Below are 15,876 nucleotides of genomic sequence, written 5' to 3'. Positions count from 1 at the left end.
TTTATATTGTTTTCATTATTCCCGATTCTATGCATACCTTTATCGATTTGAGTTTACAGGGCCCTATATTTGAAATTTATCAACTTCATTCTGAAGCTGACTAGCGTTTTGAGCCAGAGATTGGGCTGTTGTTGCAACAATTTGCATAGATGCCGCGACTTCCTTAGTTGATCCCTCAATAGTTTCAGCTTTTATCACCGACTCATCTGAAACCTGCTTAACTCTATCTACATAGAGGTTTATTTCTGCCATACTTCCAAGCATTTGCTCGCTTGAGGCAGCTATATCCGAAATATTACCTGCGACATCTTTAGTCGAATCCGTAATAACCGTTAAAGTTTCTTGAGCCTCATGAATCGTTGCCACACTTTCTTTGACTTTAGCATCTGTCAGCATCATTCCTTGAACTGCATGATGAACGCTATGTTGAATAAGAGTCGTTATTTCCGTAACATCTCGCGTTGAAGAGGCTACATTTTCTGCCAGTATACGAATTTCATCGGAAACCACGGCAAAACCTTTTCCATGTTCCCCAGCCCGTGCAGCTTCAATTGCAGCATTAAGCGCCAAAAGATTAGTTTGTCTTGCTACTTGGGCAATCGTTTCTGTGATCGAACCGATGCGATTCGATTGCTCGGCAAGTTCTTCAATTAACTGCACGGATTTGTTCACTGCCCTATTAGTTTCTTCCATAGTGGTTACGATGAACGAAAGCTTGGCTAACCCATCATTCGAATGTTTTTCGGATTTTATCGCTTCGAGGGAAACAGATTGAGCTTTTTCAGCGATCATTTGAGAGGCTTTTTCAAGTTCTGTTACCATAACCTTCATCTGTTGCTGTATTCGCGCCTGATCTCGGGTCTCTAAGGCCATATGAGCAGTATAATCGGCAACACTGCTGTTCGTAGCCGTTACCTCCTCAGAGCTGGCTGATAATTCTTCTGCCGAAACAACCCAGGCCTTCGACATCATGCCTATCTCCCTTATAACACCTCCAAAGTTATCCATCATATGGTTAAATGCCTGCGCTAATTCTGCGACATCGCTCTTTTTTAAAACACTGATTCTTTGGGTTAAATCCCCTTGAGCTACCTTAACAATTCTTTCTTGCATCATATAGATGGGTTTTAGAAAGCTCACATACTTTTTTAAGGAAGTAAAAATCCCTGTTAGGATGCCTGATAGTAAAAACAAAAGAAATAAAGAAATCGAATTTGACCGATCAAGTTCCATGACATAAATAATAACAAGTCCCATTGCGGCTACCATAGGAATGACCGTCAATAATGTTTGACTTATATACTTGACCAAGCTGACCGTTTGCTTCTTTTCTTCAAAAGTCCCATCCCTAACTTCCATTTAAATGCCTCCTTTCTCATGTCCCCAATATACTTATACTGAATCATAAGGTCAGCCTATCCGGCTTTTTAACTGTTCCCATCCATAAATATAGTGTAATTGTATAAAAAGCACTCCCGGATGGATCTTTTGATTGCCCTTTGAGGCGCTCAAATAAACGCTCTCAGCTGGACGATGCTTAGTCTTCTGATGATACAATTTTTCTCTGATTTCTTGACATCGAGTAATCAAATTTCCACTGGGTAAACCATGCCCCGGTAAATACATCTTGGTCTGCAGGGCCTCAATTCTATTTAAACTCTCTAGATAACTCGGCATGCCGCTTACCACATGCCCCTCTTCTTCCCAGATGCCGGGATAGGGAATCTCATCCGGGAGCAACATATCTCCTGAAAAGAGTAAAGAATCTTTCTCATTATAAAAAGAGAGATGTCCTGCCGTATGACCCGGTGTCAGAATAGCACGCAACAGATTATCACCTGCCATAACGGTCTGTTCCGGTTCGATTAATACTACCTGATCTGGTAAGGCTGTTAAGCATTGCAGTCGTTTATATATTTTTAGCATTCCTGGGATCTCCATTTCTGGCACACCCCATTCTTGGGTTGCCCATTTATTAAGACTGGAAAAGGCTTGCCCTTGAACAAAACCAGTCCACTCTTGGTAATCCCGTGAACCTATAATTATTTTTGCTCCTTCTTGTGCAAAGGTATTTGCCGCTCCTGAATGGTCAACATGCCAGTGAGAAACCAAGACCTGTTCCAACCTTTTTATCCCTACCTTTTTCATTCCTTCATGAACTGCTTCGATTACTTCCGGGGTATTAGTTCCTGTATCTAATAAGGTAGGAAGCTCTCCTGCAAATAGGTATAAGTTAACTGCTTCCACATTGATGGGGACAGGAATTTTCAGCATATAAACATTGTTAGATACTTCCTGTATGTCAACCATATATAAAATACCTCCTAGAAATAAATGAATGTTCATTATTATTATATCTATAATAAAGTACAATTAAATAAGTAAAGAATAATTGATTAACAAAAGGCCATGTCATAAACAGACGATGGCCTTTTTGTTGTAGTCACAGTTATTTAGGTCTCTTTGTATACTTTAGTAGTTTACTGGATAACACTCTTTCTCAATAATATATTTAGCAATTTCTTGACGCATTCCGATCATATCGACATTCGGCCTGCGGACAAGCTTGCGCATTCCTGCCAGAACAGTACTGAGAGAATCCCCTTTCTCTACTGCACAAAGTACTTCTTTTGCCTGTAACTCAAGAATATTAAATGCTGCATAAGCTCCCAGGGTTGCGGCTCTCTCAACGAATGCTTTATGCTCGTCGGAAACATTCATGTTTTGAACTTTCTGCGCACGAAGAACACCACTTTCCATGGCGTAGACTTGGAGGACCATCTCGGCCATACCTGTCAAAACAAATTGATTGTCTTTCAAAGCCATACCCAGGTTCTGAGCTGCCAATCCTGCAGCCATTAAGCATAGTTTCTTTGCTTTCTGTGTCATTTGGTTAAGTGCTTCTAACCCTTCTGCATCTCCGCCCATTCCAATGGAGACCAGATCTTTGCTGACAGCTTGAGCTGCTTGAAGCAATGGAAGTTCACCCGTCATAGCCCTTTTCAGGAGTGTTCCCGGCACAAGCAGACGGTTGATCTCATTCGTTCCTTCAAAAAGACGATTGATGCGGGAGTCCCTATACATACGTTCAATTGGATATTCTTTAATAAATCCGTAACCGCCATGAATCTGAACCCCTTCATCTACGGCAAAATCCAAAACTTCAGAAGCGTAGACCTTATTTAAGGAACATTCAATAGCGTACTCCTCTAAAGCCTTACCAGCTTCTTTACGGCAATCACCAGTCAGATCAAGTCCATGGAAGCCACTCTCCATAAGACCTGCAGTACGATAAACAACGCTTTCAGCCATATATGTCTTGGTAGCAATTTCTGCAATTTTATGTTGAATCACCCCAAACGTATTGAGAGATTCTCCAAATTGTTTACGCTCGGAAGCATACTTTAAAGCAGTTTCCAAGACAACTTGGACACTGCCGATTGCCCCAGCGGCCAATTTAAAGCGGCCAACATTCAGGATATTGAAGGCAACAACGTGTCCTCTTCCAAGCTCACCGACTACATTTTCTACAGGTACCTTAACATCTTCCAAGATAACCTGACGTGTAGAAGATCCTTTAATCCCCATCTTTTGTTCTTCCGGTCCAAATGAAAGACCCGGTGTTTCTCGTTCAACGATGAAATTAGTCATTTTCCCATCTACTTTAGCATAGACCAGGAAGACATCCGCAAAGCCAGCGTTAGTGATAAATTGTTTAGTTCCATTAAGGATATAATGAGTACCCTCCGCATTAAGAACAGCTGTGGATTTCGCACCCAAAGCATCTGATCCTGAGCCAGGCTCAGTTAAGCAGTAAGCAGCAACTTTAGTGCCGTTGCCAAGCCCTGGGAGATATTTAGCCTTTTGCTCAGGTGTACCAAAATAAACGATTGGCAAGGTCCCAATCCCTGTATGCGCTGCATAGGCAACTGCAAAGGATCCACCGCGGGGAACTTCTTCACCCACTACTACCGTCGAAGCTTTATCAAGAGCCAATCCGTCAAACTCCTCAGGAATTTCCAACCCCAGCAATCCCAATTCCCCGGCTTGGCGCATAAATTCACGAACAACACCTTCTTGTTGCTCTTCCATTTCTTCTATCTTCGGAGCAACTTCTTTTGACATAAAATTATGGGCCATCCTCTTAAGCTGCTTATGATCCTCATTTAACTCCTCACGAACATATACCTGATCCGGAGAAACTTCAGCTAGCAAAAATCCGCCTCCGCGTAATTCTAATTCCATAATATATCCTCCTCATTCTCGAGATACAAAGTTCGACGTTGGAGGTTCGCATTGAGACGTTCAGTTTCGAACGGTATAACATTGAACCCATTTCTTTCAACTCTGCACCCTAACATCTTCTCTTTTCTTCTAAAACCTACATCTCTACCCACAACGTTCCAGGCGTACTCCCGTCCCACGTCCCCTTCTTCAGCCCATCGACCAGAAAGAAAGGGGACAATTGCCAAGTGAACCCATTCGTGGGAGTTCACGTTAAAGCGAGTGCCGATGCTGAAGGCCAATTTCGCCCTGGTTCACATCCTGCGCCACCCAGAGGTTGGCGAAATTCCTTCAGCATCCAACGAGCCAGGGAACGGGAACGTGGGTGAACGGGCAATTTCCCCTGACTTTCACAGACCCCCAAATTATAATAACTCGTAAACTCCAGCAGCACCCATCCCGCCACCGATACACATGGTCACCATACCGTACTTTAACTTCCGCTTAGTCATTTCACTTAAGAGTGTAGCGCTAAGCTTAGCACCAGTACAACCGAGCGGGTGTCCGAAGGCAATAGCTCCCCCATTAACATTTACCTTTGACGGATCTATGTCCAGCGTCTTAAGGATCGCCAGGGATTGAGATGCAAAAGCCTCATTTAATTCAAACAAATCGATTTGGTCAAGGGTCAATCCGACTTGTTTTAACACTTTAGGAATCGCCTTAATCGGACCAATACCCATCAACTCTGGTTCAACACCAGCCACTGCAAATCCGCGCCATACGGCTATAGGTTTCAGACCAAGCGCTTTCATTTTTTGTTCTGACATAAGCAGGCTCATGGCTGCACCGTCACTGGTCTGGGATGAGTTTCCAGCCGTCACTGTACCACCTGCCTTAAATGCTGTCCTTAATTTCGCAAGTGACTCTGCAGTGGTCTCCGCACGAATTCCTTCATCTTTGGTGAACCACTTTTCACCGGGTTTTCCATACATAGGCAACGGAACCGGTACTATCTCATCATCAAAACGCCCGCCGCTTTGAGCAGCCCAAGCCTTTTGATGACTAGAAGCTGCAAAGGCATCTTGTTGTTCACGGGTTATTTCGTATTTCTTGGCAACATTCTCAGCAGTAATCCCCATAGATACATAAGCCAGTGGGGAATGCTCTGCCAAGTAAGGATTTGGTGCAGGTTTCATACCGCCAAGTGGAACGGCAGACATGCTCTCTGCTCCTCCGGCAATCATCACATCTGCTTCGCCTAAGCGAATTCGGTCAGCTGCCATAGAAATCGCCTGCAATCCTGATGAGCAGAAGCGATTGATTGTTACGCCAGGGACATCAATCGGCAGGCCCGCACGCTGAGTCATTATTTTGGCCATATTCATCCCTTGTTCTCCTTCAGGAAAGGAGCAACCAATGATGCAATCATCGATCTCTGTTTGATTAAGTGACGGTAGTCTTTTTAAAATATCTTGTATTACATAAGCGCCCAAGTCATCTGGACGTACAAGTGCCAAGGAACCTTTAATTGCTTTACCTATGGCTGTCCTCTTCGAGTCTATAATGAAGGCTTCTTGCATTCTTTTCCCCCCCTAATTCCGTAATGGCTTGCCTTTGGCGAGCATGTGACGAATACGATCCTGGGTCTTTGGTTCGCCAACTAAGCTCATAAAGGCTTCACGTTCCAGGTCTAAGAGATATTGCTCATCCACGAGCATTCCTGCCGGGCGATCTCCGCCGGTCATTGCAAAAGCAATTTTCTTGCCTATATGCTGGTCATGCTCTGAAATATAATTTCCTTCACGCATTCCATGCAGAGCTATTTCTAAGGTTGCACGAACGCCGGCCCCACCAATTTTGTATTTCGTTGGTAAATTAGGTCGGAAGTTACGAGCTAAGTCAATGACTCGCGCCTTGGCGTCCAATATAAGATGGTCCGGATTCATGCTATAGCGATCATGGACACGTAAGAAGCCAAGCTGTCGCGCTTTTTCTGCGCTTGTTGAAACCTGAGCCATGGCCACGATTTCAAACCGTTTGGCAAAGAAGTAATCAGGAGAGACTTGCACGCCTGGGAGAATTCCTTCCATAGCCCGTATGGCCATTTCCTTGGTTCCTCCGCCGCCAGGAATCAAACCAACTCCAACTTCAACCAGGCCCATATAGGTTTCTGCTGAAGCTTGAATGGCATGGGAGTGCAGGCAAACTTCCGCTCCGCCTCCCAGAGTCATACCGAAGGGAGCCGCTACGACAGGCCTTTTAGCAAATTTCAATGCCATTGTTCCATTTTGGAATTGACGAACCATGTAATCGAGATCATCCCAGTTTTCTTCTTCAGCTTCTAAGAGAATCTGCATTAGGTTTGCGCCCACGCAGAAATTCTTGCCTTGATTGCCTATGACCATTCCCAGAAAGTTTTTCTCAACTTCTGCCAGCGACTTATGAATCATGGTTAAAATATCGGCACCAATAGAATTGCTCGGAGAGTGGAATTCCAAGCAGGCTACTCCATCCCCCAGGTCAATCAGACTTGCTCCGGCATTGCCCAAAATTTTCTTGCCGTCTTTATGAGCTTGCTTGAGCGAAAACTCATAGGGACTTATTGCTTTTTTGTGATACTCGCCTGCTTCGAAATAAGAGACTTCTCCTGACTCTTTCTTTTGATAAAAACACCCATTCCCTTTAGAGAGCAATTCTTCGACCAGAGGAGGCAGGGTTCCACCTTCTGCGACCACGCGATCTGCGATTGTTTTAACTCCAAGAGCATCCCAAATTTCAAACGGTCCCATTTGCCAGTTAAAGCCCCAACGCATCCCTTCGTCAATTCCGGAAATATTATCTGCAATATCTTTGGAGATTGTTGCTGCATACAGCAAGACAGGCTTTAATACATTCCAAGCAAACTCTGCCCCAAGATCTTTACCATTTACTAAAGTGCGAATCTTTTCGGTCAAGCCGCCTGCAGCTTTTGCTTTATCGAGAGAAGCAAATTTAACACTTTTTTTCGGAACATAAGTCATCGTATGCGGATCGAGAACTTCAATGACTTTGCCTTGAGGTCCTTTAGATTTCTTGTAGAATCCTTGCTTTGTTTTATCTCCAAGCCAGCCATTAGCCAGCATTGTTTGCATGAATTCAGGCAATGTAAAATTCTCTTTTTCGGCAGGGACCCCAACTGCTACAGTATTAGCTGTATGAATAAAGGTATCTAAACCGACAAGATCAACTGTTCTAAAGGAAGCACTCTTTGGACGTCCCATCACGGGTCCAGTGAGAGCATCTACCTCATCCACGGTCAAGCCGGAACGCAACATTTCCTGAAGCGTCACCGCTAAGCCAAACACACCAATACGATTAGCGATGAAATTTGGTGTATCTTTCGCTAGGACAACCCCTTTGCCCAAGACTCTCTCTCCAAACTCGGATAGGAATGTTATAATTTCCGGGTCGGTATTAGGGCCGGGGATAATTTCTAAGAGTTTCATGTAACGCGGGGGATTAAAGAAATGGGTTCCGAGGAAATATCGAGTAAAGCTTTCTGGCAACTCTTCTACCATAGCTTTTAAGGAAATTCCAGAGGTATTAGAAGTGACAATCGTGCCTGGACGGACGTGGGCAGCGATTTTCTTGAAAAGGTCCACCTTAATGTCGAGACGTTCCACGACAACCTCAATTACCCAATCAACTTCGCTTAAGCGCGCTAAGTCGTCGCTTAGATTTCCAACTTCAATGCGATCCGCGAATTCTGGAACTAATAATGGGGCGGGATTCATTTTCAATAACTTAACCTTATTGCCTTCCGCGATACTATTTCGTACCTTCCGATCCTCCATTTTCAATCCGGCTGCTTCTTCTTTAGCCGACAGTTTGGAAGGAACAATATCCAACAACAGGCTCGGGATTCCGGCATTGGCCAAATGTGCAGCGATGGTGCTCCCCATCACGCCTGACCCTATTACCGCTACTTTATGAATCTGCATTTCCATCCTCCTCTCGTTTCGGTTCAACGGCACCTCGTTATATATCTTACGGTTATTTTCTTAACCGAAGTGCGCCCTCAAACAAAGCTAACATTGGTTCTATTCCGCTGCTGAGTGTTCGCGGACTCCGCGCCATCACCCAATCGGTTGTGGCCTCATCTAAGGATCCGAAGATCATTTGACGAGCTGTTCGTTTATCAATCTTAGGAACTTCTCCACACTCTATACCTTGCTGGATCACCCCCTCAATAAGGTTAAAGTAAGCTGATACAGTAACATTAATGGGTAACCGCACACGCGGTTCGGACTGCCTAAGCTCCAGTTGAGTCACGATGGCAATTGACCTGTTTTGTTCCATATAAGTAAAATGTGTTCTTACAATCGTCCGTAAGCGCGCTTTTGTCGTCTTGCACTGTGAAAGTTCACGACTTACACCTGCAATAAACTCCCCCATTCGTTCCTGAAAAACGCGTATGAGAATGTCTTCTTTGCTTTTGAAGTATAAGTAAATGGTGCCATCTGCAACTCCCGCTAAGCGGGCAATCTTGTTTACCTGACATTGATGAAAGCCGGATTCTGCAAAAGCTTCAATAGCAGCATCGAGAATCCGTTGAAATTTACCCTCGCGCTGCATGTCCATGAAATCTGCTCCTCACCTCTCAAATCAGTAAATAATTCGATACTGAATGAATAACCATTCATTAAGTCAATCATACCATAGCCTCGTCGGAAAATAAATAGATTTTTCAGAACCTTTGGCTCAATTTTAAATTAAATTTATGGATCTTGACAATAAGTACGTCTGCCTTATGATTAAGTTGTGGAATACTTCGATTAAATACCCCTCAATCAATTAATATCACCCAGTTGAAAGGACGAATAGAATGAAAGTCAAGATTTTCAGTTCCCCTGATTCCCGAATCTTAGAAAACCAAGTCAATCAATGGTTAGATGACAACAGTTGGATTAAGGTGCTTAATATCACTCAAAGCGCTGGCTCAGCCACTGTCCTCTCCATCTGGTACGACGAACCTAATGTACCTATTCTCGGTTAAGTCCGCCGGTCATGACGATAAGCGGACGAGCTTATTGCCACACTGCAACTCATTACGCATACTCCAGCACTGTGGATTGGCCAAGTGTCCCTGTAGCCATACTCGAACAAGGATGTTCGAGGTTAGAGCATCGCCACGGATGGCTCGATGCCGTGACGGCAAGAAGGGACTTCCATATAAGTTTAAAAAGAGAAGCTAAAGCTCTGAAAGGCTAATAGCTTCTCTTTTTGCATATAAAAACACCCTGCCCGCATCAAAATCCAATTGATGAGGAAATACTAAGACAACTGCCTCCCCATAAAAATAGTGATTTTCAAAAGGATGGTGTTTATGAAGGTTTCTCTCTTCGCAACCTGCCTGACTAATGCCTTTTATCCGGAAGTGGATCTGACAATGGCGAAAATATTAAAACACTTAGGGCATACTGTCGACGTTCCCGAAGGGCAAGTCTGTTGCGGCCAAATTGCTTTTAATTCCGGCTACGTTGACGATGCTCGAGAAGTTGCCCGGACACTTATCGATTCCTTTGAACGAAGCGAAGTTGTTGTAGGTCCAAGCGGCTCGTGTATAGCGATGATTCATCACTATTACCCTACCTTATTTGAGAAGGAGCCTGTTTACCTGAAAAAAGCAGAAGATCTCATTCACAAGAGTTATGAGTTTACCCAATTTGTCGTTGATGTATTGAACAAGCCTGATCTGGGAGCTCACTACAAAGCAAAGGCTACCTATCATCCTTCCTGCCACGCGACACGGCTTCTAGGGATTGGTGAAGCTCCCCTGAAATTGCTTCAGCACGTGAAGGGACTCGAACTTCTCCCCCTGCCCGAGGCCCAACTTTGTTGTGGGTTTGGTGGAACGTTCTCTGTGAAAATGCCTAAGATTTCTGAGGCAATGGTCGCCGAAAAAGCAGAGCACGTTCTCACATCTGGTGCAGATATACTCCTGGGACTCGATATGGGTTGCCTTATGAATATTTCCGGCTACTTAGAAAAGATTAATAAACCCGTGAAAACTATGCATATCATACAGTTGCTGGGGGAGGGAATGAAATCATGACCATGTACAACCTAACCACCGATCAACGCGTAGATAAGGCCCTCGCCGATAACTTCTTACGCCAAGCCACTCGCAGGGCTACTGATCGTTTACGGAATAACAAGTACAAAGCATCTGACGAACTGGGAAATTGGGAAGAGTGGCGTAACGCTGGAGAAACTATCCGTAAACATGTGATTGCTAACTTGGACTTTTATTTACAGCAACTAATTGAGCAAATGGAAAAACGAGGAGTGCATGTTCATCTGGCCAAAACCCCAGCTGACGCTGTAGGCATCGTCCGTAACATTGTTCGTGAACATGACGCAAAAAGCGTACTGAAATCTAAATCCATGATCTCTGAGGAAATTCACCTCAATCACGCCTTAGAGGAGGATGGTGCCGCCGTCGTCGAAACAGACCTTGGGGAATATATCATCCAAATTGCCGGCGAGCCCCCTTCTCATATCATTGTTCCGGCAATGCATAAAACACGCCAGCAAGTTGCGGATTTATTCGAACCTATCGCTGGTCACGCCTTAAGCTCTGACACCCCGACTCTTACCCGTTTCGTCCGTATTCAAATGCGGGAACAGTTTCTCCGAGGGGATATCGGAATCACCGGGTGCAATTTCGCTGTAGCAAATACGGGAAGCATCGTCATGGTAACCAACGAAGGAAACGGACGAATGGTAAGTACTTTGCCCCGAGTCCAGATCACACTCATGGGCATGGAGCGGATTGTCCCCTCATTTCGGGAACTCGACATTATGTTAAATTTACTCGCCCGGAGTGCGACAGGGCAACGGCTCTCAAGTTACACAACCATCCTCACCCCTCCTAAGAAATCCGCCGATTCGGATGGTCCGGAAGAATATCACCTTGTAATCCTAGATCATAACCGCTCAGAAATTCTGGGAGATAAGCTGTTCCGCACAGCTTTGAACTGTATTCGCTGTGGAGCATGTTTCAACGTATGTCCAGTATACCGCCAACTTGGAGGACATGCATACGGCTCTGTATATTCTGGCCCCATCGGATCTGTGATCACTCCGTTATTGGAGAAAGATTGGAAAAAATGGGGTCACCTCCCCTACTTCTCTTCACTTTGTGGGGCTTGTACCGAGGGCTGTCCTGTCCGTATCCCTCTCCACGATCTCTTAGTAAAACTTAGGATGCGTAAAACTCAAAGCGGACACACTCCTCAAGTTGAGCAACAGATCTTCAAAGCCTATCGCTACCTCTTCACTCGTGAGAAAACCCTGCGCAGAGCACTCCGATTAGGCGCTCATTTGCAGCGGCCATTCGTGCGAAATCATCGGATTACCGGCGGTCCGGCACCACTTTCCAACTGGACCAAGAGCCGCACCCTCCCCATGGTTGCCCCCAAACCCTTTATGCAAATTTGGGCTGATTTAAATAATAAGAGGTGAGAGCAATGACCAATACTACTGAATTTATCAATCACCTGGCGTCCAAACTAGGTCGTCCCACCCCCACTGAAACTCCTCCTCCGGTTGAGATATCTGTTCCCCAATATCGTTTATCCAACACAGAAGAACGAGCCTCTATCTTCTTGCAAAATTGGCAAGCCTTAGGGGGCAAAGGGGCTATAGTAAAATCTGACAACGATATGCTCCAATGCCTCAAAGAATGGTTTGGAGACCTGCCTGTCACTTGGTTTAAAGATAATCCTCAAGCCCTCATTGCTTGGGATATGCTCCCCTCAATTGCGGAATCCGCCTTTTCCACATTAAACTGGCCCCTTACCCGCTACACTCAATCATCCCTAGACCCTCGCGACCGTTATTCCATCGCTGCTCATGCAGAACTTGGCATTACAGGTTCTGATTTGGGAATCGCGCTTTCCGGTACAATCGTGATGAATAGTGATCCCTTGAGAGGACGGGCAGTAAGTCTGCTCCCCCCTCGTCATCTCGCCTTTATTGAGACCACAAAGATTCGGAACAACCTCTTCGAAGTCCTCGAAGAAATCTCAGCGTTAGGAACTCCCCCGGCGGCCATAGAGATGATCTCGGGCCCCAGCCGAACATCCGATATAGAAATGGATCTATCCATCGGGGTACACGGTCCCATTGAAGTTTATGTTGTCGTGACAGACAATTAGATAAAATACTCCACCTGGGCTAAGGGAAAATAACCCTTAGCTTCTTTTAAGAAAAATTCTTTCATTTCCAATAGTTCTTCCGGTTGGTAGATGTATTTTCCGTAACCAAACTGCCCGTACTTAAATTTTCGCTCAGCCTCTTCCATGGGTAAGGAGGAGTTCGGAAAAACTCCCAAAATATTAGTTTTTGCTCTTGAAGTAAAGCGATGGGAGATAAATTCAAAGGTTAATTGCTCTGAGGACCAACCGGACGGAGCCCTTTTTACCAATTCTTCTGAGGTGCGCTCCAAAAGCCTGCGATAGGCATCTTGCCATCCTTCAAACCTAAAAATGGGAGCAATAATAAAGCCTAAAGGATACCCCGCTTTCAAGACTTTCCCTGAGGCAATAATGCGTTCTTCTGGAGAGGGAGTTCCATGTTCATATTTTTTTACCACCTCAGAGCAATTCAAACTAAAGCGAAACCGAGTATGACCTTCATGTTTAGCGTCGAGTAGACTATCTACCTCCGTGAACTTGGTGACAAAGCGAAAACGCCCGTTGGTTTCACGTCCAAAAAATTCGATTGCCTGCTTCAAGGCCCCAGAGTATCTCTCCACCGGTACCGGATCTGAAGTTGCAGCCCCTTCAAACTGAGTAATTTCCGGAAGTCGCTCTAGAATCAATTTTGAAGCTATACCTAAAATCTCTTCCAGATTGACATAAATCCGCACGTAGGGTTTCTTCCCTAAAGTGGTTGCCAAATAGCAGTATTCACACATGCCTGGACAACTCGTGACAAGGGGCAACTGATAATGAGCAGACGGTTTACACGATTGAAATGTCCCACTGCGACGCACCCCGATCACCAATGTTCGCTTGGCTTCCCGATACTGAGTTGTTGCAGTATTCCCCGGAATTCCTGTAATTCGATTATGGGAAGAAGTGGGACTTACCGATATCCCCATCTGTCGGAATTTCTCCTCTAAGGTTTTTCCTAAGGGATAATCAAGAGCACTTGGCTCATAAAATACTCGAGTCGGAATAAATTCTAAGGACATTTTGATCACCTCAGGAGTAGGTTGCCCTAAGATTGACTAACTAAAACTTCCCCGATTTAAAAATAGAGATAAACAGCCAAAGCAACATCAGACCAGCCATCGCTGCTCCAATCTCAATAACGGAGATATGCCAAAACATAATAGGTTGCTGGCCTAAAGCTGAAGCAACAATGATTCCTGCCATAACGATACTAAAGGAAAGCAAAACAATACTAAAGGATATCTGATTTGTAATCCGATCCAATTTCCTAAGGAAAATATCCAGCTCCGGAACGCTGACTTCTATGCGAATACGCCCTCGTACTAAATTCCCCATCAAATCTTTCATTTGTTTAGGAAGATCGACTAAAAGATCACCATAATCCGAGACATTATGCCATAGCCTGCCCGCAATGGTACTTGGTTTGTAACGTTCCTTAAGGAGTTGAATTCCAAAGGGTTCTGCCATATCCATAATACTCAAATTGGGATCTAATTTTTCCACAATTCCTTCTAAAATCAGTAAGCACTTGGCCACCATGGTAAAATCTGAGGGAATGCGTATCTGATGGCGGAAGGCAACTTCAAAAAGGTCGCTAATCGCCTCACCAAGACTGATCCGGCTCATAGGAACATCCATGTACTTTTCTCGTAATTCATCGACATCATTACCTAACAGGGATAGATTGACATCCTCAGGAACTATCCCTATTCGTAAAACCGCTTTAATCATACTCTCAGTGTTCTGACGCATCATAGCGATAATTAAGGAAGCGAAATTATGTTTCATATCTAATGTAAGTCTGCCAACCATACCAAAGTCGATAAAGGAAATCACGCCCCCCCGTAAAAGAAAGACGTTTCCGGGATGGGGGTCAGCATGAAAAAAGCCTTCGATTAATATCTGATGGAAGAGCGCTTGAACAAGTTGTTCTGCTATTACTTTATGGTCGTACCCATTTTTCTCAAGAGCTTCAAACTGATTCAGCCTTAAACCTTCAACAAACTCCATGGTTAATACTTTTCGAGTAGAGTAATCCCAATAAATCGAAGGAATGTGAACCAACTTATCATTCTTAAACTGCTTTGCTATTTTCTCCGCATTTCTGCCTTCAATAGTATAATCCAATTCATTACGAAGCGACTTGGCAAACTCTTCGACGACATCGCACAATTGGAGACGTTCCATTCGTTTCATACGGTTTTCAGCCAAAGCGGCTAAATCCAACAGGATTTCTAAATCAGTTTCTATCATAGCTTTTATCCGAGGACGCTGTACCTTAACAGCAACCAGTTCTCCAGTAGCACGCAGTTGCGCACGATGAACCTGACCAATAGAGGCAGCTGCAATCACTTTTTTATCAAATGAGGAAAAGATATCCTCAAGGGGGAAACCTAGTTCTTCCTCAATAATCTCAGTCACTTCTTCAAAAGAGAAGGAGGGTACGTTTTCTTGCAGTTTTTCCAGTTCACAAAGAATTTCTTGCGGGAAGATATCCGCACGAGTACTGGCAATCTGCCCGATCTTAATATATGTAGGACCCAACTCCTCAATCACTAAGCGTATCCGCTCCCCAACCGACATAGGGTCCATCTCTTCAGTATCCGTAAAAAGTCGTTTAGGCAGAGAAAGCATATGTAAAAGTCCCATCTCTTCCACAAAAAAACCAAAGCCGTGGTGAGCTAAGACTTTAGCGACATCTCGATACCTTTTAATATGGCGTATTCTTTTGCCAATCATAAGAATTCGTCCCCTTTATTCGAGGTTCGTGATTCAGATTCAAAGTTTAACTAACGCTCCTGATACTTTACCATTACGTTAGCTTACTAACTATTTAAAGATCTGCTATATTGAGGGCCTGAATTTTATTTCAGGCCCCGTTTGAGTATCCTTGATTTGATTTAAGCTGTTCTATTGCTTGTTTTCCAGTTCCTGAATTCGTTTTTCTAATCGCTCAAAATCCGCTTTACTCGGAACATTTAGGTCTCTGAGAACTTTTTCCAATTGTTCATGAATTCGGGCATTCATCTGTTTCTGCTCAGCTTCCCCTTTCTCTAACAATTCTTTAATGAGGTCTTTAGATTCTGCAGTAGACACTTCACCCTTTTTAACTAATTCATCAACAAGCTTCTCAATTTGTTCTTTACTCACCACCGCTAAACCTAACCCAAGGGACAACCCTCTTTTGATAAGGTCTTTCATAACGCTCTCCTCCTTTATCCGACTTGTACCATATTTATAAACCATTTGTATCATTATAACTCGTAGTATCTTAGTTACACTAATAATTGTTTACAAAAACAGTTAAATTTATTTATTCGTGACTAAATACTCATTGAAATAATCTGTGCTCTGTAAAACTCATTATGATTACCCGTCCACCATGCACCTCAATTTTTGCTCACCAGCAAATACCCTTATTCCATCC

Annotated in this window: 14 protein-coding genes; 4 read left to right on the top strand and 10 right to left on the bottom strand. The window is 44.1% G+C overall.

Features of this window, described 5'->3' with window-relative positions:
- Positions 1-63: 63 nt before the first annotated feature.
- From LJE72_RS05815 to LJE72_RS05785, 7 genes are all read right to left on the bottom strand, one after another.
- Positions 64-1,359, bottom strand: a complete 1,296-nt coding sequence (locus tag LJE72_RS05815; RefSeq protein WP_229246680.1) for a methyl-accepting chemotaxis protein — start codon at positions 1,357-1,359, stop codon at positions 64-66.
- A 51-nt stretch (positions 1,360-1,410) separates the two neighbouring features.
- Positions 1,411-2,310 (bottom strand): MBL fold metallo-hydrolase, encoded by a 900-nt coding sequence (locus LJE72_RS05810; protein WP_229246679.1) that lies wholly within the window; start codon positions 2,308-2,310, stop codon positions 1,411-1,413.
- Between the two features lie 162 nt (positions 2,311-2,472).
- A complete protein-coding gene (locus tag LJE72_RS05805) occupies positions 2,473-4,245 on the bottom strand; it encodes an acyl-CoA dehydrogenase family protein (protein ID WP_229246678.1) in 1,773 nt (590 codons plus the stop codon).
- Positions 4,236-4,526: a hypothetical protein gene (locus LJE72_RS05800; protein ID WP_229246677.1), complete on the bottom strand. Its 291-nt coding sequence runs from the start codon at positions 4,524-4,526 to the stop codon at positions 4,236-4,238. Before LJE72_RS05800 ends, LJE72_RS05805 begins: the two co-directional genes overlap by 10 nt.
- 123 nt (positions 4,527-4,649) lie before the next feature.
- The gene (locus tag LJE72_RS05795) at positions 4,650-5,807 is read right to left on the bottom strand and encodes a thiolase family protein (RefSeq protein WP_229246676.1); all 1,158 of its coding nucleotides are present in this window, start codon (positions 5,805-5,807) and stop codon (positions 4,650-4,652) included.
- 12 nt (positions 5,808-5,819) lie between these two features.
- The gene (locus LJE72_RS05790) at positions 5,820-8,207 is read right to left on the bottom strand and encodes a 3-hydroxyacyl-CoA dehydrogenase/enoyl-CoA hydratase family protein (RefSeq protein ID WP_229246675.1); all 2,388 of its coding nucleotides are present in this window, start codon (positions 8,205-8,207) and stop codon (positions 5,820-5,822) included.
- 52 nt (positions 8,208-8,259) lie between these two features.
- The gene (locus LJE72_RS05785; RefSeq protein ID WP_229246674.1) at positions 8,260-8,847 is read right to left on the bottom strand and encodes a TetR/AcrR family transcriptional regulator; all 588 of its coding nucleotides are present in this window, start codon (positions 8,845-8,847) and stop codon (positions 8,260-8,262) included.
- A 244-nt stretch (positions 8,848-9,091) separates the two neighbouring features.
- Between LJE72_RS05785 and LJE72_RS05780 the strand changes: the two genes are divergently transcribed.
- The 4 genes from LJE72_RS05780 (at position 9,092) to LJE72_RS05765 (ending at position 12,428) form a co-directional block, all read left to right on the top strand.
- Positions 9,092-9,262: a hypothetical protein gene (locus LJE72_RS05780; RefSeq protein WP_229246673.1), complete on the top strand. Its 171-nt coding sequence runs from the start codon at positions 9,092-9,094 to the stop codon at positions 9,260-9,262.
- Positions 9,263-9,592: 330 nt separating this feature from the next.
- Positions 9,593-10,321 (top strand): (Fe-S)-binding protein, encoded by a 729-nt coding sequence (locus LJE72_RS05775; RefSeq protein ID WP_229246672.1) that lies wholly within the window; start codon positions 9,593-9,595, stop codon positions 10,319-10,321.
- The gene (locus tag LJE72_RS05770; protein WP_229246671.1) at positions 10,318-11,733 is read left to right on the top strand and encodes a LutB/LldF family L-lactate oxidation iron-sulfur protein; all 1,416 of its coding nucleotides are present in this window, start codon (positions 10,318-10,320) and stop codon (positions 11,731-11,733) included. The genes LJE72_RS05775 and LJE72_RS05770 overlap by 4 nt, the downstream gene beginning before the upstream one ends.
- A 5-nt stretch (positions 11,734-11,738) precedes the next feature.
- Positions 11,739-12,428: a LutC/YkgG family protein gene (locus LJE72_RS05765; RefSeq protein WP_229246670.1), complete on the top strand. Its 690-nt coding sequence runs from the start codon at positions 11,739-11,741 to the stop codon at positions 12,426-12,428.
- Here the strand turns inward: LJE72_RS05765 and splB are convergent.
- The 3 genes from splB to LJE72_RS05750 all read right to left on the bottom strand — a co-directional run bounded on the left by splB (position 12,425) and on the right by LJE72_RS05750 (position 15,650).
- The gene (gene splB, locus LJE72_RS05760; protein ID WP_229246669.1) at positions 12,425-13,468 is read right to left on the bottom strand and encodes a spore photoproduct lyase; all 1,044 of its coding nucleotides are present in this window, start codon (positions 13,466-13,468) and stop codon (positions 12,425-12,427) included. The genes LJE72_RS05765 and splB overlap by 4 nt on opposite strands.
- A gap of 40 nt (positions 13,469-13,508) precedes the next feature.
- Positions 13,509-15,188 carry an ABC1 kinase family protein gene (locus LJE72_RS05755; protein ID WP_229246668.1) on the bottom strand — a complete coding sequence of 560 codons (1,680 nt, stop codon included), beginning with the start codon at positions 15,186-15,188 and terminating at the stop codon, positions 13,509-13,511.
- A gap of 171 nt (positions 15,189-15,359) precedes the next feature.
- A complete protein-coding gene (locus LJE72_RS05750) occupies positions 15,360-15,650 on the bottom strand; it encodes a phasin family protein (RefSeq protein WP_229246667.1) in 291 nt (96 codons plus the stop codon).
- Positions 15,651-15,876 lie beyond the last annotated feature (226 nt).

It is taken from the genome of Desulfosporosinus shakirovi (assembly GCF_020595055.1).
Lineage (GTDB): Bacteria > Bacillota > Desulfitobacteriia > Desulfitobacteriales > Desulfitobacteriaceae > Desulfosporosinus > Desulfosporosinus shakirovi.
This window is presented reverse-complemented; position numbering and strand designations above follow the sequence as displayed.

What these genes read in the sequence shown, in the direction of transcription:
- LJE72_RS05780 (WP_229246673.1), top strand. Translation starts at nt 9,092, where the DNA reads ATGAAAGTCAAGATTTTCAGTTCCCCTGATTCCCGAATCTTAGAAAAC.
- LJE72_RS05805 (WP_229246678.1), bottom strand. Translation starts at nt 4,245, where the DNA reads ATGGAATTAGAATTACGCGGAGGCGGATTTTTGCTAGCTGAAGTTTCT.
- LJE72_RS05810 (WP_229246679.1), bottom strand. Translation starts at nt 2,310, where the DNA reads ATGGTTGACATACAGGAAGTATCTAACAATGTTTATATGCTGAAAATT.
- splB (WP_229246669.1), bottom strand. Translation starts at nt 13,468, where the DNA reads ATGTCCTTAGAATTTATTCCGACTCGAGTATTTTATGAGCCAAGTGCT.
- LJE72_RS05790 (WP_229246675.1), bottom strand. Translation starts at nt 8,207, where the DNA reads ATGCAGATTCATAAAGTAGCGGTAATAGGGTCAGGCGTGATGGGGAGC.
- LJE72_RS05770 (WP_229246671.1), top strand. Translation starts at nt 10,318, where the DNA reads ATGACCATGTACAACCTAACCACCGATCAACGCGTAGATAAGGCCCTC.
- LJE72_RS05775 (WP_229246672.1), top strand. Translation starts at nt 9,593, where the DNA reads ATGAAGGTTTCTCTCTTCGCAACCTGCCTGACTAATGCCTTTTATCCG.
- LJE72_RS05795 (WP_229246676.1), bottom strand. Translation starts at nt 5,807, where the DNA reads ATGCAAGAAGCCTTCATTATAGACTCGAAGAGGACAGCCATAGGTAAA.
- LJE72_RS05750 (WP_229246667.1), bottom strand. Translation starts at nt 15,650, where the DNA reads ATGAAAGACCTTATCAAAAGAGGGTTGTCCCTTGGGTTAGGTTTAGCG.
- LJE72_RS05785 (WP_229246674.1), bottom strand. Translation starts at nt 8,847, where the DNA reads ATGGACATGCAGCGCGAGGGTAAATTTCAACGGATTCTCGATGCTGCT.
- LJE72_RS05755 (WP_229246668.1), bottom strand. Translation starts at nt 15,188, where the DNA reads ATGATTGGCAAAAGAATACGCCATATTAAAAGGTATCGAGATGTCGCT.
- LJE72_RS05765 (WP_229246670.1), top strand. Translation starts at nt 11,739, where the DNA reads ATGACCAATACTACTGAATTTATCAATCACCTGGCGTCCAAACTAGGT.
- LJE72_RS05815 (WP_229246680.1), bottom strand. Translation starts at nt 1,359, where the DNA reads ATGGAAGTTAGGGATGGGACTTTTGAAGAAAAGAAGCAAACGGTCAGC.